The 23004-nt window shown below is 73.0% G+C and carries 27 protein-coding genes; 12 read left to right on the top strand and 15 right to left on the bottom strand.

Annotated elements, in window-relative coordinates; all coding sequences use genetic code 11:
- Nucleotides 1-25 precede the first annotated feature (25 nt).
- Nucleotides 26-427, top strand: coding sequence for an ester cyclase (locus AB0878_RS22855; protein ID WP_366582260.1), 402 nt, complete (start codon nucleotides 26-28; stop codon nucleotides 425-427).
- Here the strand turns inward: AB0878_RS22855 and AB0878_RS22850 are convergent.
- The 11 genes from AB0878_RS22850 to AB0878_RS22800 all read right to left on the bottom strand — a co-directional run bounded on the left by AB0878_RS22850 (nucleotide 381) and on the right by AB0878_RS22800 (nucleotide 10382).
- On the bottom strand, nucleotides 381-1763 hold the full coding sequence (locus tag AB0878_RS22850; RefSeq protein WP_366582259.1) for a HAMP domain-containing sensor histidine kinase: 1383 nt from the start codon (nucleotides 1761-1763) through the stop codon (nucleotides 381-383). The genes AB0878_RS22855 and AB0878_RS22850 overlap by 47 nt on opposite strands.
- Complete coding sequence (locus tag AB0878_RS22845) at nucleotides 1760-2446, bottom strand: response regulator transcription factor (protein ID WP_366582258.1); 687 nt, start codon at nucleotides 2444-2446, stop codon at nucleotides 1760-1762. The genes AB0878_RS22850 and AB0878_RS22845 overlap by 4 nt, the downstream gene beginning before the upstream one ends.
- Before the next feature lie 364 nt (nucleotides 2447-2810).
- Nucleotides 2811-2999 carry a hypothetical protein gene (locus AB0878_RS22840; RefSeq protein ID WP_366582257.1) on the bottom strand — a complete coding sequence of 63 codons (189 nt, stop codon included), beginning with the start codon at nucleotides 2997-2999 and terminating at the stop codon, nucleotides 2811-2813.
- The gene (locus AB0878_RS22835; RefSeq protein ID WP_366582256.1) at nucleotides 2996-3418 is read right to left on the bottom strand and encodes a hypothetical protein; all 423 of its coding nucleotides are present in this window, start codon (nucleotides 3416-3418) and stop codon (nucleotides 2996-2998) included. Before AB0878_RS22835 ends, AB0878_RS22840 begins: the two co-directional genes overlap by 4 nt.
- Before the next feature lie 245 nt (nucleotides 3419-3663).
- Nucleotides 3664-4815, bottom strand: coding sequence for a M20 family metallopeptidase (locus tag AB0878_RS22830; protein ID WP_366582255.1), 1152 nt, complete (start codon nucleotides 4813-4815; stop codon nucleotides 3664-3666).
- Nucleotides 4812-5807 carry a 2-dehydropantoate 2-reductase gene (locus AB0878_RS22825; RefSeq protein ID WP_366582254.1) on the bottom strand — a complete coding sequence of 332 codons (996 nt, stop codon included), beginning with the start codon at nucleotides 5805-5807 and terminating at the stop codon, nucleotides 4812-4814. The genes AB0878_RS22830 and AB0878_RS22825 overlap by 4 nt, the downstream gene beginning before the upstream one ends.
- Nucleotides 5800-6588: an SDR family oxidoreductase gene (locus AB0878_RS22820; RefSeq protein WP_366582253.1), complete on the bottom strand. Its 789-nt coding sequence runs from the start codon at nucleotides 6586-6588 to the stop codon at nucleotides 5800-5802. Before AB0878_RS22820 ends, AB0878_RS22825 begins: the two co-directional genes overlap by 8 nt.
- The gene (locus AB0878_RS22815) at nucleotides 6588-7886 is read right to left on the bottom strand and encodes an MFS transporter (RefSeq protein WP_366582252.1); all 1299 of its coding nucleotides are present in this window, start codon (nucleotides 7884-7886) and stop codon (nucleotides 6588-6590) included. The genes AB0878_RS22820 and AB0878_RS22815 overlap by 1 nt, the downstream gene beginning before the upstream one ends.
- The gene (locus AB0878_RS22810) at nucleotides 7883-8779 is read right to left on the bottom strand and encodes a polysaccharide deacetylase (protein WP_366582251.1); all 897 of its coding nucleotides are present in this window, start codon (nucleotides 8777-8779) and stop codon (nucleotides 7883-7885) included. The genes AB0878_RS22815 and AB0878_RS22810 overlap by 4 nt, the downstream gene beginning before the upstream one ends.
- On the bottom strand, nucleotides 8776-9786 hold the full coding sequence (locus AB0878_RS22805; protein WP_366582250.1) for an Lrp/AsnC family transcriptional regulator: 1011 nt from the start codon (nucleotides 9784-9786) through the stop codon (nucleotides 8776-8778). The genes AB0878_RS22810 and AB0878_RS22805 overlap by 4 nt, the downstream gene beginning before the upstream one ends.
- A 38-nt stretch (nucleotides 9787-9824) precedes the next feature.
- Nucleotides 9825-10382 carry a TetR/AcrR family transcriptional regulator gene (locus AB0878_RS22800; RefSeq protein ID WP_366582249.1) on the bottom strand — a complete coding sequence of 186 codons (558 nt, stop codon included), beginning with the start codon at nucleotides 10380-10382 and terminating at the stop codon, nucleotides 9825-9827.
- A 50-nt stretch (nucleotides 10383-10432) separates the two neighbouring features.
- Here AB0878_RS22800 and AB0878_RS22795 point away from each other — a divergent pair, with 50 nt between their 5' ends.
- The 3 genes from AB0878_RS22795 (at nucleotide 10433) to AB0878_RS22785 (ending at nucleotide 11712) form a co-directional block, all read left to right on the top strand.
- On the top strand, nucleotides 10433-10867 hold the full coding sequence (locus AB0878_RS22795) for an SRPBCC family protein (RefSeq protein WP_366582248.1): 435 nt from the start codon (nucleotides 10433-10435) through the stop codon (nucleotides 10865-10867).
- 108 nt (nucleotides 10868-10975) lie between these two features.
- Nucleotides 10976-11347, top strand: a complete 372-nt coding sequence (locus AB0878_RS22790; protein WP_366582247.1) for a helix-turn-helix domain-containing protein — start codon at nucleotides 10976-10978, stop codon at nucleotides 11345-11347.
- An 11-nt stretch (nucleotides 11348-11358) separates the two neighbouring features.
- A complete protein-coding gene (locus AB0878_RS22785; protein ID WP_366582246.1) occupies nucleotides 11359-11712 on the top strand; it encodes a VOC family protein in 354 nt (117 codons plus the stop codon).
- 9 nt (nucleotides 11713-11721) lie between these two features.
- Here the strand turns inward: AB0878_RS22785 and AB0878_RS22780 are convergent, their stop codons facing one another.
- The 3 genes from AB0878_RS22780 to AB0878_RS22770 all read right to left on the bottom strand — a co-directional run bounded on the left by AB0878_RS22780 (nucleotide 11722) and on the right by AB0878_RS22770 (nucleotide 14440).
- Nucleotides 11722-12423: a zinc-binding dehydrogenase gene (locus AB0878_RS22780; protein WP_366582245.1), complete on the bottom strand. Its 702-nt coding sequence runs from the start codon at nucleotides 12421-12423 to the stop codon at nucleotides 11722-11724.
- A 158-nt stretch (nucleotides 12424-12581) separates the two neighbouring features.
- Entirely contained in the window at nucleotides 12582-13232 is a 651-nt protein-coding gene (locus tag AB0878_RS22775; protein WP_366582244.1) for a response regulator transcription factor, read from the bottom strand.
- Nucleotides 13229-14440 (bottom strand): histidine kinase, encoded by a 1212-nt coding sequence (locus AB0878_RS22770; protein WP_366582243.1) that lies wholly within the window; start codon nucleotides 14438-14440, stop codon nucleotides 13229-13231. Before AB0878_RS22770 ends, AB0878_RS22775 begins: the two co-directional genes overlap by 4 nt.
- A 157-nt stretch (nucleotides 14441-14597) precedes the next feature.
- Here AB0878_RS22770 and AB0878_RS22765 point away from each other — a divergent pair, with 157 nt between their 5' ends.
- From AB0878_RS22765 to AB0878_RS22745, 5 genes are all read left to right on the top strand, one after another.
- Nucleotides 14598-16064: a glycosyltransferase family 39 protein gene (locus AB0878_RS22765; protein WP_366582242.1), complete on the top strand. Its 1467-nt coding sequence runs from the start codon at nucleotides 14598-14600 to the stop codon at nucleotides 16062-16064.
- Nucleotides 16061-16675 carry a GPP34 family phosphoprotein gene (locus AB0878_RS22760; RefSeq protein WP_366582241.1) on the top strand — a complete coding sequence of 205 codons (615 nt, stop codon included), beginning with the start codon at nucleotides 16061-16063 and terminating at the stop codon, nucleotides 16673-16675. Before AB0878_RS22765 ends, AB0878_RS22760 begins: the two co-directional genes overlap by 4 nt.
- 387 nt (nucleotides 16676-17062) lie before the next feature.
- Nucleotides 17063-17839, top strand: a complete 777-nt coding sequence (locus tag AB0878_RS22755) for an isocitrate lyase/phosphoenolpyruvate mutase family protein (protein WP_366582240.1) — start codon at nucleotides 17063-17065, stop codon at nucleotides 17837-17839.
- Nucleotides 17840-18091: 252 nt separating this feature from the next.
- On the top strand, nucleotides 18092-19105 hold the full coding sequence (locus tag AB0878_RS22750) for an aminotransferase class V-fold PLP-dependent enzyme (RefSeq protein WP_366582239.1): 1014 nt from the start codon (nucleotides 18092-18094) through the stop codon (nucleotides 19103-19105).
- Nucleotides 19106-19193: 88 nt separating this feature from the next.
- On the top strand, nucleotides 19194-19820 hold the full coding sequence (locus tag AB0878_RS22745) for a hypothetical protein (protein WP_366582332.1): 627 nt from the start codon (nucleotides 19194-19196) through the stop codon (nucleotides 19818-19820).
- 98 nt (nucleotides 19821-19918) lie between these two features.
- On the opposite strand, the gene AB0878_RS22740 is transcribed toward AB0878_RS22745, so the two are convergent.
- Nucleotides 19919-20836, bottom strand: a complete 918-nt coding sequence (locus AB0878_RS22740) for a ferritin-like domain-containing protein (protein WP_366582331.1) — start codon at nucleotides 20834-20836, stop codon at nucleotides 19919-19921.
- Between the two features lie 134 nt (nucleotides 20837-20970).
- On the opposite strand from AB0878_RS22740, the gene rimP reads away from it, so the two are divergent.
- The 3 genes from rimP to AB0878_RS22725 all read left to right on the top strand — a co-directional run bounded on the left by rimP (nucleotide 20971) and on the right by AB0878_RS22725 (nucleotide 22927).
- Nucleotides 20971-21519 carry a ribosome maturation factor RimP gene (rimP, locus tag AB0878_RS22735; RefSeq protein ID WP_366582238.1) on the top strand — a complete coding sequence of 183 codons (549 nt, stop codon included), beginning with the start codon at nucleotides 20971-20973 and terminating at the stop codon, nucleotides 21517-21519.
- Nucleotides 21516-22562 carry a transcription termination factor NusA gene (gene nusA / locus AB0878_RS22730; RefSeq protein WP_366582237.1) on the top strand — a complete coding sequence of 349 codons (1047 nt, stop codon included), beginning with the start codon at nucleotides 21516-21518 and terminating at the stop codon, nucleotides 22560-22562. The genes rimP and nusA overlap by 4 nt, the downstream gene beginning before the upstream one ends.
- A 143-nt stretch (nucleotides 22563-22705) precedes the next feature.
- Nucleotides 22706-22927: a YlxR family protein gene (locus AB0878_RS22725; protein ID WP_366582236.1), complete on the top strand. Its 222-nt coding sequence runs from the start codon at nucleotides 22706-22708 to the stop codon at nucleotides 22925-22927.
- The last annotated feature ends 77 nt before the right edge of the window (nucleotides 22928-23004 follow it).

Genomic DNA, 23004 nt, shown 5'->3' with positions numbered 1-23004 from the left:
AGTTCCCCACTTAGGGTACGCGGCCATGAGCAGCGAACTCACCCCGGCCGAGGTGCACCGCCGGATCGTCGAGACGGCGTTCACCGAGGAAGGCCTGAAGTACGTGGACCCGGACGTGATCGACCACCGCGGCGGCGCCGGGGGCGACCACGTCGGCATCGCCGCGTGGCGCGAGAAGTGGGCCGCGATCAGCCGCGGCGAGTTCCTCGCGGACTTCCGTGACCTCGCGGTGCGCGTGGAGCAGAACGTGAGCGACGGCGAGTTCTCCGTGAACCGCTACACGAGCACCGGCACACAGGTCTCCACCGGCCGGTCGTACGCCGTGACCAGCATGGACATGGTCCGGGTGCGCGACGGGCGGATCGTCGAGCACTGGGCGCTCATGGACGTGACGGACCGGGCGGCGCAGCTGCGAGGGGGAGCGTGATCGTGAAGGCCGCGCCGCCTTCGGGGGCGGGTCCGGCGCGGAGCGCGCCGCCCATGCGTTCGACCAGGCCGTGGACCAGGGCCAGGCCGATGCCGGAGCCGACGGGGCGGCGGTCGCGGTAGCGCTTGTTCAGCACGCCGCGCTCGAAGGCCACGGCGTAGTCCTCCGGTGCGAGGCCCGGGCCGCCGTCGCGCACGGCGAGGTGCGCGTGGCCCTGGTCCACCACCAGGGAGAACACCATCGGCGCGCCGGCCGGGGTCACGCGCAGCGCGTTTTCCGCGAGGCCGTCGACCACCTGCTGCAGGCGCCGCGCGTCGGCGGTGACGAGCACCGGGGCGGCGGGCGTGTCGACGTAGAGGGGCACGGTTTCGCGTTCGCAGCGCAGCCGCCAGACCTGCGCGCGGTCGCCGACGAGCGCGGCCAGGTCGAGGGTCGCGAGGTCGAGGCGGAACTCGTCGGCGCCGAGGCGGGCGAGTTCGAGCAGGTCGCTGACCAGGCGTTCGAGGCGCTGGGCCTCGCGGTGGATGGTCCCGCCCGCGCGGCGCGCGCCGGGGCCCTCGGCGACGCCGTCGGCGATGGCCTCGGCGAAGCCGGTCACGGCGGTGAGCGGGGTGCGCAGCTCGTGGGACACCGACAGCAGGAACTCGCGCTGGCGGGCTTCGCTGTGGGCCAGGGCGTCGGCGAGTTCGTTGAGCGAGCCCGCGACCTCGGCGACCTCGACGGGTCCCTCCACCGGCACGCGCACGTCGCGCCGGCCGGTGCGCAGGCTGACGGCCGCGGCCGCCGCCTTCCGCAGGGGCCGGCCGAGCAGCCGTCCGGACGCGTAACCGGCGACGGCGGCGACCAGCAGCCCGATGCCCAGCGCGAGCGCGATGTTGCGCACCAGCGCGCGTTGCGTCGCCTCGCCGCTGCGCGCGGGCTGGACCAGCGCGAACGCGGCCGCGCGCGGGCCGACGGTGCGGACCTCCACGAGGTACTGCTGCCCGTCCACCGTCACGCGGTCCGACTGGTTCGTGCCCGACGCGAGCCCGGCGCGTTCGGCCACCCGGGTCGACGTCGCGTCGCCCACGTCCTGGCCGCCGGGCCGCCGGACGACCACGGCGATGCCCTGGCCGCGCACCACGTCGGCGACCTTGCCGACGCCGAGGCGGTTGCCGATGCCGGTGTCGTCGAGCTGCGTCGCGACCACGTCGGCCTGGGCTTTCAGCGACTGCTGCAGCACGGTGTCGGCGGTGGTGCGCACGAGCCGCGTCGCCACCAGGCCCGAGACGATCACGGCGATCCCCGCCACCGCGAGGCACACGACCGTGATGCGCAGCGCGAGCGTGCCTCTCATCCGGCGTCCGCAGCGTAGCCGATGCCGCGCACCGTCCTGATCGGACTGTGCGCGCCGAGTTTCGCGCGCAGCTGAGCCACGTGCACGTCGACCGTGCGCGTGCCCGCCGCGGCCGCGTAGCCCCACACGGCGGACAGCAGCTGGTCGCGCGAGAGCACGCGGCCGGGGTGGCGCACGAGGTGGGTGAGCAGGTCGAACTCCGTGGACGTCAGCGTGACCTCCTGCTCGCCCGCCCACGCCCGGCGGCTCGTCACGTCCACGCGCGCGCCGCCGCACTCGAACGTCTCGGCGGCCGGCGTGCCGCCGGACGCCCGGCGCAGCACCGTACGCACGCGCGCCGCCAGCTCGCGCGGGCTGAAGGGTTTGGTGAGGTAGTCGTCGGCGCCGATCTCGAGGCCCAGCAGGCGGTCGAGCTCGTCGTCGCGCGCGGTGACGAACAGGACCGGCGTCCAGTCGCCGGCCGCGCGCAACGCCTTGCAGATCTCGATCCCGTCCATTCCGGACAGTCCGATGTCGAGCACCACGGCCACCGGCTTGAGCCGCCGCACGGCCCCCAGCGCGGCCGCACCGTCCGACTCCACGTGGACACCGAACCCGTCGCGCCGCAGATACATCGCCGCCAGCTCCGCAATCGCGGCCTCATCCTCGACGACGAGGACGAGCCCCCGCCCGGCTGACCCCATCGCGGGCTCCCGTTCTCCCTCTCCGCCAACGTCGACGCAGAGGCTACGCGGCTCAAGGCGAGCCGTCGCCTGCCCTGCCCGGCTTGCGGGTCGGGTGGCTGTCGTGCGCCCGCGATGTCCCTTGCGGGCCGTCGCGGACGATGTTCGGGCTGCGGCGGGCTGTTGCCCGCCGCAGCCGGCTCGTCGTGAACCCTCGCGTGTCGTGGCTCGAGGGGAGCCGTCACCCGCCATGCCCGGCCTGCGGCCGGCGTGGCTGTCGGACGCCGCGATGTTCGGAGGGCGCGGGCCGTCGCGGCTGATGGCGGGCCCACAGCGGGCGGTGGCCCGCCGTGGGCGGTTCACCGTGCGTCGCCGCTTGCCTGGCTCAAGGCGAGCCGTCGCCTGCCATGTCGGACTCGATGCTGTCCAGGGTCGACTGGATGCCGTTGAGTTCGCTCGTCGCCGGGGAGCCGCCTCTGGACGGGGCCGCGGAGTCGCCGCCGTTGCAGGCGGTGCAGCCGAGGGCCACGAGCGCGGCCGCCGCGACGGCGGCCGCGAGCCGGGCCGGCCTCACTTCGTGCCCGCGGGCTTGCAGTGGGCCGTGGCGAACGTGTTGAGCTTGTTCGTCGCGTCGCCGAGCTGGGCGATGCGGCTCTGGCGCTTGTCCGCGCGCTTCTGCAGGCGGTCGGCCGCCGCGGTGTGGCCCTTGGCCTTCTGGTCGGCCGCGCGCGCCTTGAGGTTCGCGACGGAGCCGGCGACCTCGGCGCCGCCGTTGATGCGGTCGGTGAGGTTCTTCGCGCGCTTCTGCAGCTTGGGCACCCAGTCGCCGCAGACCTGCTGCGACTCCTCGGGGCTGAGCGTGATCGGCGCGACGCTCGAGGGTGCCGGCGGCGCGCTCGTGTCCGCCACGGCCAGCGGCGCCGCGACCAGCAGCCCGGCCGCGACACCGGCGCCCGCCAACGCCAGCCGCCGGGTCCAGGTGGTTCCTCGCATCGTTCGTTCTCCCTCTCGTGACCGGTGAGTTCCGGGTACGGGCAGTACCTTCTCGTCCCGGTGTACGAGGGGTGTGGGGCGAATGTTCGGGCTTCGTAAAGCCCGGGCCGCGACCGCCGCGCTTCCCTCCGGCCCAGGCCAACGCACCCCCCATGCGGCGTTGGGTGCGTTCAACGCACCGAACGCCACATCGGGGCGCTCGTCGGAGCGCCGGAAGGTGAGGGGTCGGCCGTGGGCGGGGTGCGTTACTCCGTGCCGAGCCGGTGCAGGACCGCCGCCGCGAGCGCCGTGCGTTCGAGCATGCCCGCGACGCTGATGTGCTCGTGCCGCGCGTGCGCGCCGTCGCCGACGGCGCCGAAGCCGTCGAGGACCGGGTGGCCCAGGGCGGCCACGAAGTTGCCGTCGCTGGCGCCGCCGACGGAGCATTCGCGCAGGGTCACGCCCAGCTCGGCCGCGAGGTCGCGCGCGAGCTCGTAAAGCCGCGCGATGCCCTCGGATCGCTCCATCACCGGCCGGTTCCAGCCGCCCTCCACCACCACGGTGGCCCGCGGGTCGTGGGCGGTCAGCGAAGCGACACCGGCGTCGATGCGGGCGGCTTCGGCGGCGCTGGACACGCGCACGTCGATCTCGCCACGCGCCGACCCGGCGATCACGTTCTGCCTGCTGCCGCCGGAGATCACGCCGACGTTCACGGTGGTCCCGGCGTCGAGGTCGGTCAGCGCGTGCAGCGCCAGGATCGCCCGGGCCAGCTCGTCGATCGCGCTCGCGCCCTTCGTCGGGTCGAGGCCCGCGTGGGATTCCACGCCCTTCGCGTGCACCTGGAACAGGCCGACGCCCTTGCGCGAGGTCTTCACGGCACCGTCGGCGCTCGCTTCGAACACCAGGGTTGCGCGAGTGCCCGCGGCCGCCTCCTCGATCGCCTGCCGCGAGGCGGGGCTGCCGAGCTCCTCGTCGCCGTTGAGGACCAGCCGGATCGCCGGACGCGGCAGCCCCGCCGCGTCGAGCGCGCGCAGCGCCCACACGGCGTGGACCAGGCCGGACTTCATGTCGAAGATCCCCGGCCCCGTCGCGCGGTCGCCCTCGACGCTGAACGGCCACTCGGCGAGCGTGCCCAGCGGCCACACCGTGTCGTAGTGGCAGAGCAGCAGCACGGGCTGCTCACCGGCGCCGGGGTAGTCGTAGATCTTGATGTCGCCGTGGCGGCCGCCGTCGACGTCGCGCACGGCTGCGGGCTCGCCCAGCCGGGTACGCAGCCAGCCGTCCACCCAGGACAGCCCGCGGGTGAGACTTTCCTTGTCGTCACTGGGAGTCTCGATGCCGACGTACTCGGCGAGGTCGAAGAGCAGGTCGTCGCGGTGCGCGCGCACCCACTCGTGCAGCTCCCGGATCCCGGTCACAGGTGTGCCTCCAGTTCGGTGAGGTGGTCCTCGGACATCGGTGTGCCGGCCTCGACATCGCCCAGGCGCTTGAGCACGGCGGTCAGCAGCGGCAGGCCGATCCCCAACTCGGCGGCTTCGTCGAGCACCGGCGCGTAGTGGTGGAAAACCTCCACCGGGCGGTGGCGCACGGCGATGTCACGCCAGATCCCGCTGCGGTCCTTCGGCATCGTGCGCAGCCAGGCCACGAGCCGGTCCGTCGCCGCCTCCCGCCCGTCGGCACCCGGCAGGTACGCGGCCGGGTCGAACTGGTCGAACGGCTCCAGCACGCGCGCGCCGGCCGCCGCGAACACCTCGGCGGCGAGCGCGTGCATCAGCGGCCGGTGCCGGTCGATGAGGTCGGCCATCGGCGCGTCGGCCAGCGCTGTCGTGGTCAGCATCGCGCCGAACCCGAGCTTGGCCCACAGGTAACCCTCGACGTTGGCGGTCGCCTGCGCCGGGCCCCACGCCTGCAGGTCGGCCACGACCTCCTCGACACGGCGCGTGATCCGGCCGTCGGGCTCGCCGAGAACCAGGGCGCCGGCCCCGCCGTCGCGCACCACGCCAGGTTCGGCGACGTCGGCGAAGAGGTTCACGAACGCGCCCACCGTGCGCCCGGCGCCGACGAACGACGCGATGAGCTGCTCGTTGAGCCCGTTCTGCAGTGACACCACGAATCCGTCGGCGGCCAGCCGCGGTTCGAGCCACTGCATGGCGTGTTCCGTGGCCTGGGCCTTCACCGCGAGCAGCACGCGGCCCAGGTCCGGCGGTGCCTCGCCGGGGACGAACGCGGGGAGGTCGACGCGCTCGGCACCTTCGGGCCGCACCAGGGTGAGTCCCCCTGAGTTGATCGCGGCCACGTGGGCCGCGTCCGCGTCGACGACCACCACCGGATGCCCGGCCTTGGCAAGGTGGAATGCCAGTGTGCCGCCGATCGCGCCGCCGCCGACCACCGTGTACGAGCGCTCAGACATGCGTGGTTCCCTTCTGGACCGCGGTCTCGCCGGACCAGTGCAACGGCAGGCCCGCCGCACCCGCGGTCGAGCCGCCGTCGACGCGCAGCACCGTGCCCGTGATCCACCCGGCCTCCGGGCCGGCCAGCCAGAACACCGCGTCGGCGATCTCACCCGGCGCGCCGCGGCGGCCGAGGGGGTTCACCGACACGGCCGCGGCATAGGCCTCGGTCACGGGATTGGCTTCGCTGTCGACCGTGACGAACCCGGGGCTCACGGCGTTGACGCGGATGCCGTGCGGTCCGAGCTCCACCGCACACGCCCTGGTCGCCATCTCCAGCGCGGCCTTCGACGTCGCGTAGTGCGAAGCGCCGGGCCGCGCGCGGGTGGCGGCGCCGGAGGAGATGTTCACGACCGTGCCGGTGGTCCCGGCGGCCACGTGCTTGCGCCCGAACGCGACGGTGGTGAGCACCGCGGCCCGCACGTTCACATCCTGCACGCGGTCCCACCGCTCGGCGGTCATGTCGAGGAGGCGAGTGGCGGGGTAGATGCCGGCGGCGTTCACGAGCACGTCGACCGCGCCGGCCGCGTCCACCAGGCCTTCGGCGTAGGCGGCGTCGGCGAGGTCACCGGGCAGCTCGGTCACGGCCACGCCGTGGTCGGCGCGCAGCTTTTCGGCCACTGTGGACAGTTCGGCCGGACGCAGGTCCGACACGGCCAGCCGGTCGCCCGCGGCGGCGAAGCGGGCCGCGATCGCGGCCCCGATCCCGCCCGCGGCACCGGTGACGAGGACGGTGCGCACTAGAGCTGCTTTCCCTTCGTCTCGGGCATCGTGAGGTACACCGCGACACCGATCAGGGCGGCGACGGCGACGTAGATCCACACGAGGTCCCCGTGGTGGTTGGCGTTGAGCCAGGTCGTGATGTACGGCGCGGTGCCGCCGAACACGGCGACGGCCAGCGCGTAGGGCAGCCCGATGCCGGTGGTGCGCACCTCGGGTGGGAACTGCTCGGCCATGATCACGGCGCAGTTGGCCGAGTAGCCGACGATCAGCACGAGCCCGATGAGCTCGATCACGAACACGCTCCAGAACCCGTTGGCCAGGAAGTGGAACGCGGGCCACGCGAAGATCACGAACCCGGCCGCGAACGCGGTCATCGTGGGTTTGCGGCCGATGCGGTCGGACAGCAGGCCGCCGAAGGGCAGCAGGCAGATGAACACGAGCATCGCCAGCGTGTTGGCCAGCAGCGCGGTCTTGAGCGGGATGCCGGTGGCGAGGTGGGCGTAGGCCGGCATGTAGCTGACCCACACGTAGTAGATGAGCGTGCCCGCGATCGTCACGCCGGCCACGCGCAGCGCCGCGCCCGGGTGGTCGCGGAACATCGCGACGACGGGGTTGCGGCGCGGCAGGGCGGTAGTCTTGCCGAACGCCTCCGTCTCGTGCACCGAACGGCGCAGCCACAGCCCGACCAGGCCCAGCAGCCCGGCGACGCCGAACGCGAGCCGCCAGCCCCAGCCGTGCAGGGCGGAGTCGGACAGCGTCGAGTTGAGGATGGTGCCGAGCAGCGCGGCGATGAGCGTGCCGGCGCCGACGGAGACCTGCTGCCAGGAACCGGCGAACGCGCGGCGCCCGGCGGCGGCCGACTCGATGAGGAACGCCGACGACGAACCGAACTCGCCGCCCGCCGAAAAGCCCTGCACGAGCCGGGCCAGCAACAGCACGATCGGGGCGCCGACGCCGATCTGGCTGTAGGTGGGGCAGACCGCGATCACGATCGACGCGGCCGCCATCAGCGAGATGGTGAGCGTGAGGCCCTTCTTGCGGCCACGCCGGTCCGCGTACGCGCCCAGCACCGCGCCGCCGATCGGCCGCATCACGAAGCCGACCGCGAACACGGCCAACGTGGACAGCAGGGCCGCGGTTTCGTTGCCACCGGCGAAGAACTGGCCGGCGAAGATGGGGGAGAACGTGGCGTAGACCGCCCAGTCGACCCACTCGACGGTGTTGCCGATCGAGCCGGCGACGATCGCCTTGCGCTGCTGCGGGTTGAGCCGGTGGGTGGCGACGGACGTGTCCGAAGTGGACGGGACCGTGGTCATGGGCGGGCCTCCCCGCTGGTGAGGACGTGGTCGACGACCTGGGCGTGGGTGGCGAACCACACGCCGTCGTGGCCGCTGATGTGGTCGAGCAGCTCGGTGAGGATCGCGACGCGCGAACGGTGCCCGATGATGTGCGGGTGCATGGTGAGCTGGAACAGCCCGCCTTCGGCGTAGGCGGCGTCGAACTCGTCGCGCCAGATCGAGAGCACCCCGCGCGGCGGCGTGTACGGCCGCAGCGAGGCGAAGCGGTCCATCATGAAGTACGGCGCGTCGTCGCGGATCCATTCCACGGGCAGCTCGACGACGCCGGTGGGCTCGCCGTTCTCGAGCAGCTCGTAGCAGTCGTCGTCGGCCATCAGTGAGGAGTCGTACTTCAGGCCGAGCTCGCGCGTGATGGTGAGCGTGTGCGCCGAGAAGTCCCACGACGGCGTGCGGATGCCGACCGGACGGGTGCCGGTGAGGCGGTCCAGCACGTCGGCGGCGCGGAAGGCGAGGTCGCGCTCCTCGGTCTCGGTGAGCGCGGTGTTGCGTTCGTGGATCCAGCCGTGCAACGCGACTTCGTGCCCGGCGTCCACATAGGACTTGACCTCGCCGTCGTGCAGCAGGGCCGACACGGCGGGGACGAAGAAGGACGCGGGCGCGCCGAAGCGGTCCAGCAGCTTGAGCAGGCGCGGCACGCCGACGCGGGCGCCGTACTCGCCTTGCGCGAGCTTTCCGGGCAGCACTTCGCCGTCACGCAGGGCGGGCGTCTCGTGGTCGGAGTCGAACGACAGCGCCACGGCCACCTTCGCGCCGCCGGGCCACGAAGCCGGGCGCAGCGAGCGGCCGGCGCGGACGTGCTCGACGTGCCCCCGCCACGTCTTCTCGTCCCAGAGCCACGGTTGTTCGGTCATGCTTCCTCCCGGGTTGCTGTCGCCGCGGGCGTGGGCGACCAGGCGCGTTTGAGGGTCGAGACCTGCAGGGTCACGTCGGCTTCCCGCAGGCCTGGCAGGGCGCCGACGACGTCGGTGGTGTGGCGGTAGAGCTCGCCGTAGTGGCGCAGCACGATCTGGCCGACGAGGTTGAACCGGCCGGTCGTGGCGCTGAGGTACTTCGTGCCCGGGTGCGCGGCGAGCTGCTGCCCGGCGCGGTCGAGCTCGGCCGGGACGACCGAGAGCCAGAGCATGAACTCCAGTGCGTAGCCGAACATCGCGGGCTCGGCGAGCGTGCGGAACCGCAGGCAGCCGCGGCGCACGAGGGAGTCGACCCGGCGCGCGACGGTGGACTCGCTCGTGCCGACCTGGCGCGAGACCTCCTTGAACGAGAGCCGGCCGTCTTCGCCGAGGGCGGCGCTGATCGCGAGGTCCAGCTCGTCGAGGTGCTCCGGCGGGCGTTCCCAGTGCTGTTCCTCGAACGGGCGCACCTCGCCGCCGCGCAGCTCGGCCGCCGCCTCCGCGCTGAGCTCACCGGAGTTCCAGTCGTGGTTGGAGGTGAACGTGCGCATCACGGCGAAGGTCTCGGCGTCGCGGACGTTGTCGGCCGCGGGGAAGTCGCCCTGCAGACGGGCGACGTCGCGGTAGGTCGGGAGCACGAACTCGGCGGAGCAGTCGGCGCTGCCGGCGAGCACGGTGGCGTAGCGGACCTCGGGCCGCGCGGCCAGCGCCTCGGCGACGGCGGTGGCGGTGCCCGGCCGGCACCGCAGCCGGGCCAGCACCGGCACGCCGAGGCCGCAGCGCAGCACGTCGACCACGCCGATCACGCGCAACTGGCCGGATTCCGTCAGCTGCCCGGCGCGGCGCAGCACGGTGGACTCGCTCGTGCCCACGTGCCGGGCGATCGCGCCCCACGACGCGCGCCCGTTGAGCTGCAGCGCGGCGACGATGCGCCGGTCAAGCTCGCTGACTTTGGCTTCGTCCTGCACGGATGCATCGTGTATGCAGGAAAACGTCAAGTCAAGGGTCAGGTCTGCAAGAAACCGGCGTTCTGCAGGGTCAGAAAGCGTTCCATCGCCGCGTCGACGGCTTCGCGGTCGCCCGTGGTGACGAGGTCGAGCAGCAGCCCGCGCGCCACGGCGAGACCGAGCCGGGCCTGCGCCGCGCGGTGCCGCTCGGGCACGCCGAGCCGTTCGAGCAGCGCCTCGACGGGCGCGAGCCAGCCGTCGATCACGCCGTCGAGGAACTCCGCCGTGCCGGGCGTGCCGCCGAGAGCCTGGCCGTAGAGCTGGAAGAAGAGTTTTTCGTTGTGCCGCAGCGTCTCGTCGGTGAGCCGGCGCCAGAACACGCGCGCCAGCTCGTCCGGCGGCAGGCTGGGGTCGAGGTCGGCCAGCACGGCGCGCTGCCGGCGTTCCACCTCGCGCGCGACCTCCGTGAGCAGGCCTTCCTTCGAACCGAAGTGGTAGATGAGCATCCGGTGGCTCGTGCCGAGCGCCGTCGCCAATGCGCGAAGGCTGTGGTCCGCCCCGTTCCGCGCGATGTGCTCGACGGCCGCGTCGAGGAGCTTCGCCCTTGCCTCCGTCATGTACCGGATGGTACATGTACCACGTGGTACATGACGGTTGAGGAGGCCTGATGCAAAGAATCTCGGTCCGGGCCCGCACGTCCGCCGACCCGGCGACGGTCTACGCGCTCCTGCGCGACGGCGAGAGCTGGCCGCGCTGGTCGCCGCTGGGCTCGTTCGAACTGGCCCGGGCGGGTTCGTCGGAACGCGAAGGGCTGGGCGCGCTGCGGGTCTTCCGCACCGGGCGCACCCGCTCGTGCGAGGAGGTGATCGAGCTGGTTCCCGACCGCCGGTTCGGCTACGCCCTGCGCAGCGGCCTGCCCCTGCGTGACTACCGCGCGTACGTCGACCTGACCCCGGTCGACGGCGGCACGGAGATCCACTGGCACTCGTCGTTCACGGGCAAGGTGCCGGGGACGGGCTGGTTCTACCGGCTGGTGCTGGGGCGGTTCATCGGCCGCGTGGTGGCGGGTCTGGTGGCGGAGACTTCGCGGGTCGCTCCGTAAGGTTCCGGCGCCCGGGTGTGGGCAGCGCTGCGCTGGGGGTGCGGCGGTGTCCAGGTGGCACCCAGGAGTGTTACTCTCTTCGGGAGAGTGACATCGAGGAGGCCTGTGGTGCTGGGAAACCCTTACGACCGCGACTGCCCGACCCGTCAGCTCCTCGACCGCATCGGCGACCAGTGGACCGTCCTCATCGTCGGCTCGCTGCGCGACGGCCCGCTGCGCTTCACCCAGATCGGCAAACGCGTCGAGGGCATCTCCCAGAAGGTCCTGACGCAAACGCTGCGCAGCCTCGTCCGCGACGGCATCCTCACGCGCACCGCGTACCCCGTCATCCCGCCCCGCGTGGAATACGAGCTCACCCCGCTGGGCCGCAACCTGTCCGAGCCCCTCGACATGCTCGCCGGCTGGGCGCGCCACCACATGGACCAGGTGACCGCCGCCCGCGAAGCGTTCGACGCGGAACACGCGCCGGCCTCGGCCTGAGCGCCGGGGACGTGCCGAACCGCTGGGTCGGCGTGACCGTCGACTGCGTTGACGTGGAACGGGTCGCGGGGTTCTGGAGCGCTCTGCTGGACCGTCCGCCGGACCGGTCCCGGCCCGGCTGGGTCTACCTCGGCCGCGCCGGCGACCCGCAGCCCCGCCTCGTCTTCCAGCCTGTGACCGAGCCGAAGCACGGCAAGGTGCGGCTGCACCTCGACGTCGCGGTCGACGACATCGACCAGGGCGTCGCCCAGGTCCTCGCTCTGGGCGGGCGGTCGACCGGGGAACGGCACGACTACGTCGAGGGTGTCGTCGTCGTGATGGCCGACCCCGAACAGCACGAGTTCTGCCTGGTCCAGTACCTCTGATCCCGGGGATCACGACACCAGCGCGGCGCGGCCGGGAAAGGACCCCGACCGGATCCGCTCGTGCACGGCGGGTACTTCCTCCGGCCCCACCACCGCGCTCACCAACGGCCGGACGCGTCCGGAGGTGACCAGCGCGGCGGCGAGCCCGACCTCGTACCGCGACGCGTACCGACAGCCGAGCACGGCGAGCTGGGACAGGACGAGCTCACGCGAAGAGACCGTGAACTCCTCGTCGAGCATCGAGGTCAGGCACATCAGCGAACCGTTCTTCGCCAGGTGGTCGAGCGCCCAGCGCTGCGCGGGCGCCCGGCCGTACAGGTCGATCACCACGTCGGCCTTTCCCGCCCAGGCCGGCGGAAGCGCGATGGCACCGAAGTCGGACGAGTCGGCGGCCCGCACCCCCAGCTGCTGCTCGAGGTATTCGAGCTTGTCCGCCACCACGTCCAGCCCCACCACGTCGGCCCCGTACGCGCGCGCCACCTGGACCATGTGCAGCCCGACCCCTCCGCCGGCCGCCAGGACCGCGACCCGCGTGCGCGGCCCGAGCCCCGCGCGGCGGGCGATGTGCACCGGGGTCGCGATGGCGTCGGCGATCGTGGTCGCGGCCACGGGGTCCACCTCGCGCGGGACCTCGATCGCGTTGAGCGAGGGGAGAACCGCGTACTCGGCGTACCCGCCGTCGATCGCGACGCCGACGCCCTGAAAGTGCATCCGGCCGGCGAACCGGCGCTACCCGGAGAAGCGCTCCAGCTCGTCGGCCGAGAAGCTGTTCTGAGTGACGTCGCCGGTGCGCACCAGGGGACTTCCGCCGCTTGTCGTCGACGTGCACGAAGTCCGCCATGATCGCCGACCCCTGCCGCGGTGCCGCCTCAGCGGCTGACCAACCCCGCCTCGTGGGCCAGCAGGCCCGCCTGCGTCCGGTTCGCGCACTCCAGCTTCACCAGCATCCGCGACACGTAGCTCTTCACCGTCGCTTCCGCGAGGTGCAGGCGCCCGGCGATGTCCGCATTGGACAGTCCCTCGCCGAGGCACGTCAGGACGTCGCGTTCGCGGTCGGTGAGGGCGGCGACGCGGCGCAGCGCCGAGTCGGTGCGGGCGTGGCCGTCGGCCGACAGTGCGACGAGGCGGCGCGCGGCGGAGGGGGACAGGACGGTGTGGCCGTCGGCGGCGACGCGGACGAGGCCGATGAGGTCTTCGGGCGGCGTGGACTTCACGAGGAAGCCCGCGGCGCCCGCGCGCAGCGCCCGGATCACGTAGGTGTCCGCGTCGAAGGTGGTCAGCGCGACGACCGCGGGCGGGTCGGGCAGCTGGACGATGCGGGCGATCGCCGTGAGCCCGTCGACGCCCGGCATGCGCAGGTCCATGAGCACGACGTCGGGGCGGTGCCGCACGACGGCCTCGACCGCTTCGGCGCCGTCGGAAGCCGAGGCGACCACCGTGAGGTCCTCGGCCGAGCCCAGGATCGTGCGCAGGTGCGCGCAGACCATCGGCTCGTCGTCGGCCACGACCACCGTGATCACCGGGGCGCACCTTCCGTCGTCGGGACGTAGGCGGGAAGTATCGCACCGACGCGGAACCCGCCGCCGGGCTCGGGCCCGGATTCGAGCTGCCCGCCGACGAGCTCGACGCGCTGGCGCAGCCCGCTCAGCCCCGCGCCCGAGCCGCTGCCCGCGAGCGTCGGGTCGGGCGGCCGGCACCCGCGGGTGTTGGTGACGCACACGTCGAGACCACCCGAGTGGTACCGCAGCGTCACTGCGGCCGACGAACCCGGCGCGTGCTTGCGGACGTTCGTCAGCGCCTCCTGCACCACGCGGTACGCGGTGCGCGCCACCGTCGGCGACACCTGCTCCGGGTCGCCGCTCACCGAAAGCTCCGTGGCCACGCCGACGGCCACCGACTCGGCCACCAGGTCGGCCGGGGAAGCGACCGGGGCCGGCGAAGCGACCGGGGGTTCGATGCTCGACCCGTCGCGCAGCACGCCCACCAGATCACGCAGTTCGTCGAGCGCGTGCGCGCCCTCGCGGCGGATGTCCTCGGCCGCGGAGCGCACCGACGGGTCCGTCGACACCACGCCGAGCGCGCCCGCGTGCAGCACCATCAGGCTCAGCCGGTGGGTCACCACGTCGTGCATCTCGCCCGCGAGCCGTCGCCGTTCCTCGGCACGGGCCCGCTCCGCGAGCAGGTGCTGCTCGCGTTCGGCGCGCTCGGCCCGGTCGCGCAGCGAACGCAGCAGGTCCCGGCGCGCCACGAAGTAGAGCGCCACCGCCACCGGCAGCGCGGTGCTCAGCAGCCCGAACGGCGTCGTGTTCCACGCCGGGTCCCACGGCCTCGTCGCCAGCACCGCCAGCACCCCGCCGATCCACAGCAACCGCCGCCGGTCCATCACCCTCGGGAGCTGGCTCAGCACCACCGGCGTGATGGTGGGCACCGTCATCAGGCTCGGCTGGTGCGCGGGGACCAGCAGCCCGGGCCAGAACAGGTCCGACGCCAGCATCGCCAGCGACGCCACCACGAGCACCCCGGCCACCGCGTCGGGGAAGCGGAACACCGCCAGCAGCGTGAAGTCGCAGGCGAGCCGCAGCACCAGCCCGGCGTACGGCCCGAGGACCCCGCTCGTCGGCCCGGCCCAGTGCAACGCGAAGTCGAGCCCGGCGAACAGGAGCGCCGCGACCAGCAACCAGACCATGTCCGCCGGCCGGGGCCAGGTTCCACGCCGTACTTCGCTCACGCTCGTCACGGTAACGGCTGGTCCGGACCGCCGCGGCGGAATCGCACCGGCCGGGGGAGGACCCGCAACGAAAGTTGCGCGCGGGACAACGTTCGTCGGCTTCACCGGCTACCGATCACCGTTACGCGGACCCGGCCCGGCGCGGTGGACTCGGATCATGACGAGCCTCATGACGAGCCGCGAGACCGGCACGGGGGAGATCGCCCCGTTCGCCCGGCTGCCGGTGCTCACCGTGGCCGTGCTGGCGGCGGCGCTGCTTGTGCTCACGAGCGTCCGCTACGCGCACGGCTTCGACGAGCTCTACTTCCTGGTGGCTGGTCGAGATCATCCGGCCTGGGGGTATTTCGACCAGCCACCGCTCGTCCCGCTGCTCGCGGGCACGCTCGACCGCCTGTTCCCCGGTTCGCTGCTCGCGTTCCGGCTGCCGATGGCGCTCGCGGTCGGCGCCGGCGTGGTGATCACCGCGCTGATCGCCCGCGAACTGGGCGGCCGCCGGCCCGCGCAGCTGATGGCGGCCGGGCTGTACGCCACGTCGAACCTGGTCGTCCTCAGCCACTGGATCTCCACCTACGCACTGGACCCGTTCCTGTGGACGGTCGTCGTTTTCCTGCTGGTCCGGTGGACCCGCACGCGCCGCGACGGCCTGCTCGTGTGGGCCGGCGTCGTCACGGCGGTGTCGCTGGAGGTCAAGTTCCTTATCCCCGCGCTGTGGGCCGCCGTGCTGGTGTCGGCGGCCGTCCTCGGCCCGCGCCGCCTGCTGAGCCGCCCGAAACTGTGGCTGGGCGCGCTGATCGCGGTGGCCGCCACCATTCCGGCGCTCGTCTGGCAGGCCACGCACGACTGGCCGTACCCGCACATGGCCGACGTCGTCGCCGCGGAGTTCCCCGGCTACCTCGCCTTCGCGCGCGACGGGCTGCTCGGCGCGGGGATGGGCGTCGGGGTGCTGGCGCTGCTCTACGGCGTGTGGCGCCTGTTCCGCTCGCCCGCGCTGCGGCCGTACCGGTACCTCGCCTTGGCGTTGCTGCTGGTCACCGTGGTGGTGGTGCTGACGCACGGTCGCTCGTACTACATGATGAGCCTCTACGCGCTGCCGTTCGCGGCCGCCGCCACGGAGCTGGGCCGGCGCGACCTGGTGCGCTGGTGGCGGATCCCGGTGGGGATCGCGTTCGGACTGTCGGCCGCCGTCACCGTGGCCGCGCTGCCGGTGTGGCCGGCGTCGGTCACGGCGACGGCGTTCGGGCCCTTCTCGCTCGGCACGGTGTTCGCCGGCGGCGAGACGGCGCAGAAGCAGGTCGCCGACGTCGTCGGGCAGACGTACTCCTCGCTGCCACCCGGCGTGAAGGCGCAGACGGCCGTGTACGCGGAGATCTACCCGTTCGCCGCGGCCGTCGAGTATTACGGCCCGCGGTACGGGATCACCGACGTCTACAGTGGACACCGCGGCTACTGGTACTTCGACCGGCCACCGGACCGTGCGCACGACGTGCTCTTCACCGGCTTCGACCCGGGACTGCTGAAGCCCTACTTCACGTCGGTGACCGAGGTCGTACCGGGACTCGTGTGGCTCTACTCGGGAAGGACGCAATCGTGGGACCGGATCTGGCCGCTGGTGAAGCGCCAATGACTCTCTCGCTGGCCGCTCAGGCCTACCTCCTCGCGTGCGACCCGGACACGGGCCGCATCCGCAGACGCAACCGCGCCGCGCTGCTCGTCCGCGCGTCCGCCGCGACGGACCTCCTGCTGCGCGGCCACTTGACGACAACCGGCGGCCGTGTTTCGGCGGCCGGCTCCGGCCCCACCGGCGACCTGCTCCTCGACGACCTGCTCACCGACCTCACCGCCGCCGGCCCGACCCGCTGGCGCCGCCTGCTACGCCACGACTCGACCGACACCCTCCGCTCCCTGGAACTTCAGCTGGCCGCCGCCGGACTCCTGCAACCACACGTCACGCCGCTCCTTCGCCGCAAAGTCCTGCGCCTCGACGACCGATCTCCGGCCGACGCGGTCCGCGCCACTGTGGACCGAGCCCTGCACGCGCCGTTGTCCAAAGTGGACACCCGCGCCGCCGCCCTGACCTCCCTCGCCGCGGCGGCCCAGGTGGGCTTCACCCGCCGCTCGACCCGCCACCACGCCGCCCGCCTCACCGCGCTGGACCAGACCTCCGGCCCCGCGGCCCCGGCCCTGCGCGCCCTCCTGCGCACCCGCCGCACGGCAATCATGGCGGGCGGCAGCTGAGCGAGCACCGCCGAGCGTCTGCGACAGCGGCGATGGCGGCAGCGGTTGGGGCAGTGACCGAAGCCCGACAGGCGGTCGTCGAGCGGCCCTCCGGTTGACTGCCGACCACGGCGGGCGAGGGCTGAGCCGGCGGTCGGATGGCGACTGAACTCGGCAGGCGGTGGTTGAGAGGTTGGTCGGCGGGCTGCCGGCGTCGTGGCCAGTTGCGCGCGCGGCACGTCGGCTGCCGAGCCCCGCGCGCTGTGGTCCGTGGGGAGTACTGGGGCGGCGGCCGCCCCTGGCGGGGAGGTCGAGTGCTCAGCTCGGCGGCTGCCGCGGTGCCGCAGCGAGCAGCCGAGCGGGTCGGTTCGGCGGCCACCGAAGCATTGCGCGCGTAGGTTCGCGGGCATGACTTCGTTCGCCGCCTTGCACGTGCCCGGGAAGCCCCTGCTGCTGCCGAATGTGTGGGAGTTCGGCTTCGCGGCCGCGCTGGCCGCGGCGGGGCACCCGGCGGTCGGGACGACGAGCCTCGGCGTGTCGGCCGCCGCCGGGTTGGCGGACGGCGCCCCGGCGTCGCGCGCGGCGACGGTGGCGCTGGCCCGTGCGCTGGCGCCGCTGGAGGTGCTGGTGAGCGTGGACATCGCCGACGGCTTCAGCGCGGACCCGGCCGAGGTCGCCGACCTGGTCGCGGAACTCGCCGACGCGGGCGCGGTGGGCGTGAACCTCGAAGACGGCCGCGCCGACGGCACACTCGCGCCGGTGGAGGTCCAGAGTGCCTTGATCGCCGCGGTCCGGTCGGCTGCGCCCGGCGTTTTCCTCAACGCCCGCACCGACACCCACTGGCTCGGCGCCGGCCCGGTTTCCCTTGCGGCCGAACGGGCCCGCGCCTACCGCGACGCCGGCGCCGACGGGGTGTTCGTCCCGGGCCTCGCCGACCCGGGTGAGGTCGCGGAGGTGGTGGCGGCGGTGGACGTGCCGCTCAACGTCCTGTTTTTCCCGGGCCGCGTCACGCTGGCCGGCCTCGCCGAGCTGGGGGTGGCGAGGGTGAGCCTGGGTTCGACGCCCTACCGCGTCGCGCTGGCCGCCGCCCTGGCGACCGTGGACGCCGCCCGCGAAGGGACTTCGCTGCCACTGCCTCCGCCGTCCTACGCCGAGGTAGCGGGGTTGCTGCCGCCGCCCCGGTAGCGCGGGGAATGCTTCGCCGGAGAACGACCCTGCCTCCGCTCTCCTGCACTGATGCGGCGGTCAGCTGAAGGCATGCGCGGCGTTGCGGCGCGGACGTGCTGCGACAGGGCCGGAATGCTGCCGCCGGTTCAGCAGGTAGGCACAGGCGAGCCCTTTCGTGGCGCGCCGCCGGCGGGAACCATGCGCGCCTCGGTCAGCCTGCTGGCGTCGAGGCAGCCGAATTGCTCCCCCCGCTTCAGTAGCGTCCACCCCATGCACGCCTTCGGAGCCGACTTCGCCGTTCCCGCCGGGTACCTCAACACGCCGAGCATCGGAATCCCACCCGAGCCCGTCGCGGACGCCGTGGCCGAGGCCGTGCAGCGGTGGCGAAACGGCAAGGACCTGCCGGGCGGTTTCGACGAGGCCGTGGCGCGCTCGCGCGAGGCCTTCGCCCAGCTGGCCGGCGTGCCGGGTGACCGGGTGGCCATCGGTGCGTCCGTGTCGCAGCTGGTCGCCAACGTCGCGGTGGGCCTGCCGGACGGCGCGCGTGTCCTGGTCGCAGCCGGCGACTTCACCAGTGTGACCTTCCCGTTCGCCGCGCGGCCCGATGTCGAGGTCACCGAGCGGCCGCTGGCCGAGCTGCCCGGGCACGTCGAGGGCCACGACCTCGTGGCGGTCAGCCTCGTGCAGTCCGCCGACGGCACCGTCCTGGACACCGAGGCCCTGCGCGAAGCCGCGGAAGCCGGCGGTGCGGCCGTGTTGCTCGACGTCACGCAGGCCGCCGGCTGGCTGCCCCTGGACGTGGCGTGGGCCGACTGGGTGGTGTGCGCCGGGTACAAGTGGCTGTTCTCGCCGCGTGGGTGCGCCTGGCTGGCCGTGCACCCGCGCGCCCACGAGCGGACGCGGTCGGTTGCCGCCGGGTGGTACGCGGGGGACGACCCCTGGACCACGGTCTACGGCCTGCCCCTGCGCCTGGCCCGCGACGCGCGCGCGTTCGACCTCTCCCCGGTCTGGTTCGCCCACACGGGGGCCGCGGAAGCGCTGGAGTACGTCGCCGGCCTCGACGTCGCCGCGGTCCGTGACCACAACGTCGGCCTCGCGGACTCCCTGCTCGCCGCCCTGGGTCTCCCGCCCCGGGGCACCGCCATCGTGTCGCTCGACGCGGACCCCGAGCGGCTCGCCGCGGCGGGCCTCGTCGCGAGCAGACGCGCCGGTCGCGTGCGCGTCGGGTTCCACCTCTACAACACCCCTGACGACGTCGAACGCCTTCTCACCGCCTTCGGCTGAAGGCGCTCAGCGCGGTGAACTACGGTATGTGCCCGTGGTCGGTCCCCAATTCACCCCCGGTCCCTCGGACACGGCGCCGCTCGCTGCGGTGCCCGCGCAGCCGGGGTCGCCGCCCGGTGGCGGAAACGGCCCCAACCCGCCCCGGGACACGAAGGCGTTGCTGGTGCGCGGTGCGGGCCTGGTCGTGATCGCCGTCGTGGCGGGGCTGATCTGGTTCCTCATCCGGCACGACAGCACGCCCGAACCGGTGGCGGCACAGGAGCCGGCGAAGACGAACCCCTTCGACTACAAGCTGGTGGAAGGCCCGAACAAGTCCACCGACTGCGCGGCGAAGGCCTACGACGACACCAAGAAGTTCTTCCAGACCAACCCGTGCGCCTCGCTCGCGCGCGGGCTCTACACGGTCGAGTACGGCGACGCGAAGGCGCTCGTCTCCGTCGTCAAGGTGAGCATGCCGACCGCGGCGCAGGCGACGCAGCTCAAGGCCCTGACCGACCAGGACGGCACCGGCAACGTGAGCGACCTGGTGCGCGACGGCACGTACAAGGCCGCGGGCGCGCCCAAGGTGAGCGGCGACCAGGCGGAGTACGAGTCCCAGGTCACCGGCACCGACGTCACCATCGTCCTCGCCGACTTCTACGCCAAGCACCGCGACGACGTGCTGCTCAAGCGCATCGCCACCGGCGCGCTGGACCTCGGCGCCGACCTGCACTGACCCGCGCCGGCACCGAGACACCAAGAACACCGAGACACCGAGACACCAAAAGGGCCGTTCCCGAAACATCGGGAACGGCCCTCTTTTTCACCGAGAACTCAAGCCGGCTGACCCGGCATCGCCAGCGCTGTCGGCTTCTCGCCCGCCTCCTGGCGCCACGGCGTGCCGCGCCGGGCCGCCGCGATCAGCGCCTGCAAAGCCATCTTCCGCAGCCCCGCGTCGTCCGTGTGGGTCACGACGCCGAGCCACGCGGCCGCCGAGTCCTCCTCGGCGCTCGCGACCAGCGCGGCGGCCGAGGCGGTGTCGTCGACCGGCTTCGGCGGCACGTAGGCCGCTTCCGGGGCCACCGGCGTGCCGCCCGCGGCCTCGATCATCTGGGTGACGACGTCGCGGCGCGCGGTGTGCTCGGCGCGCCCGGCCTTGAGGGCGTCGCCGAACTCGCCGGGCAGGAAGGCTGTGACCAGCCCGTATACCCACAGTGCGGCGTGTTCCGAGGCCAGCGCCTTCTGCAGGGGGTCGACCGCGTCGGAGCCGGCGGTGCCGGCGGGCGCCACCACGGCCTGGGCGTCTTCGCCGGGCCCGAGCGTCGAGGCCAGCCGCTGCAGGCTCGCGCAGCCGGCCGCGACGCCCGCGACCAGGCCGGCGCGGTAGGCGGGGAGGCTGGGCACGAGGTCCTCGGCCTGCTTGCGGGCCGTCGCCAGCCGCTCCTTGAACGCGCTCAGGTCCGCGGGCGCGGGCGGTGGCGTGCCGGCCTGCGAAGGCCGGTTCAGCCGGTCCACCTCGGGTTTCAGGGCGGCGGCCTGGGCGGCGCGCGCGTCGGCGACCTGCCCGGCGACCCCGCCGCCGAGGGCTCTGGCCGCGGCGGCGTCCGCGTCGGCGGCGGACAGGAGCGGGGCGAGCGGGTCGGGGCTCTCGTCGTATCCCCCGGAACAGGCCGCCAGCGGGAGGGCCAAGGTGGCGACGGCGCCCAGGCGCAGAACGCCGCGCCGGGAAAGGTCGGTCGGTCTTGCGGTCACGTCGGCCCATCCTGCCAGGCCCGGCACCGGCACCGCCGCTCGCGCGTCGGTGCGGGGGCGCACGATAAGCTGGTCCACCACCGACCACAGTCGTGACCAGCCCGCGTCACCTCGGCCGAACAGGAGTGCTCCACGTGCCCAACGAACTCGCCAGCCGGCTTCAGCCGATAGTGGCCGAAGCCGTCACCGCCGCGGGTTTCGACCTCGACTCGTTCGAGGTGCAGCAGGCCGGCCGCAAGCAGCTGGTCAAGGTCGTCGTCGACTCCGACGACGGGGTCGGGCTGGACGAGGTCGCCGAGATCAGCCGCAAGGTGTCGGCGGCGCTCGACGAGAACGAACACGTGCTCGCGAGCGCCTACACCCTCGAGGTCACCTCGCCGGGGCTGGACCGGCCGCTCGCGCAGCCGCGCCACTGGCGGCGCGCGAAGTTCCGCCTGGTCCGCATCACGCCCGCGGAAGGCGCGGAGTTCGTCGCGCGGGTGGGCCACGCCGGCGAGGAGCGCGTGACCGTGCTCGTCGAGGGCAGGCTGAAGGACGTGCACTACAAGTCGGTGGCGAAGGCCGTGGTGGAGATCGAGTTCAAGCAGCCGCCCGCCGACGAGCTCAAACTGTTGGAAGAAGACGCGTCCGGCAAGAGCAGCACCCCTGCCGGCCAGACGGAAGCGAAGGAGGAGCCGAAGTGAACGTGGACATCGCCGCGCTGCGGGCGATCGAACGGGACAAGGACATCCCCTTCGACACGGTGATCGAGGCCATCGAGACGGCTCTGCTCACCGCCTACAAGCACACGGAGGGGCACCAGCCCCACGCGCGCATCGACATCGACAAGAAGACCGGCCTCGTCCGCGTCCTCGCGCACACCCTCACCCCCGAGGGCGAGGTCGACGAGGAGTGGGACGACACGCCGGAGGGCTTCGGCCGCATCGCCGCCACGACTGCCCGGCAGGTCATCCTGCAGCGGCTGCGCGACGCCGAGCACGAGAAGACCTTCGGCGAGTTCTCCGCCAAGGAGGGCGAGATCGTGGCCGGCGTGGTGCAGCGCGACGCGCGCGCCAACGCCCGCGGCATGGTCGTGGTCCAGGTCGGTGACACGGAGGGGATCCTGCCCTCGGGCGAGCAGGTCGCGGGGGAGTCCTACGAGCACGGCACGCGCATCAAGGCGTTCGTGGTCGGGGTCTCGCGGAGCAACCGCGGGCCGCAGATCATGCTCTCGCGCACGCACCCGAACCTGGTGCGCAAGCTCTTCGCGCTCGAGGTGCCCGAGATCGCCGACGGCACCGTCGAGATCGCCGCCGTGGCCCGCGAGGCGGGGCACCGCACCAAGATCGCGGTGCGCTCCACCGTGCCCGGGGTGAACGCCAAGGGCGCCTGCATCGGCCCGATGGGGGCGCGCGTGCGCAACGTGATGAGCGAGCTGGCCGGCGAGAAGATCGACATCATCGACTACTCGGAGGATCCGGCCCGCTTCGTGGGGAATGCATTGTCCCCGGCGAAGGTTGTTTCGGTACGTGTCGTGGACGAGCGGGCGAAGACGGCTCGCGTCGTCGTGCCCGATTTCCAGCTCTCCCTCGCCATCGGCAAGGAGGGCCAGAACGCGCGGCTCGCGGCCCGGCTCACGGGCTGGCGCATCGACATCCGCAGCGACGCCGCACCCGCCGACCCGGTGGGTGATCAAGACCACGCCGGACAGGCGCGGCCCGCCGCGACAACCGGTTCGGCTGAGTGAAGGTCGAAGCGCTAGACTCATCAGTGGTTCAGGGTCCGCCGCGGGGATGTGGCGACACGACCGACCTCCAGCGCCACCGGCATTTCCCGGTACGCACGTGTGTCGGTTGCCGGCAGCGGGTCCTGATCGGTGAGCTGCTGCGAGTGGTCGCGGTGGCCGGACGGCTGGTCGTCGACGAAAGTCGGCGGCTGCCGGGGCGGGGCGCGTGGGTGCACCCCGTACCGGGTTGTCTGGCCAAGGCCGAGCGGAAGCGGGCGTTCCCCCGGGCACTTCGGGCCCAGGGCACGCTCGACACCGCGGGGCTGCGCGAGCACCCGGCATTCATCACGGAGATCGGTTCCGGGACCCACCCGGAACCGCGGTGAAACAAGGAAGCAGGTCGACCCGTCATGAGTCAGCCGTGAAGCCGACGCCATGAACGCGCGACGATAAGGACGAGGTC

Origin of the sequence: Amycolatopsis sp. NPDC047767 (assembly GCF_040704195.1) — a bacterium.
In the GTDB taxonomy this organism is placed as follows: Bacteria; Actinomycetota; Actinomycetes; order Mycobacteriales; family Pseudonocardiaceae; genus Amycolatopsis.
Note: the sequence above shows the minus strand (reverse complement) of the source record. Positions and strands in the feature narration are given on the sequence as shown.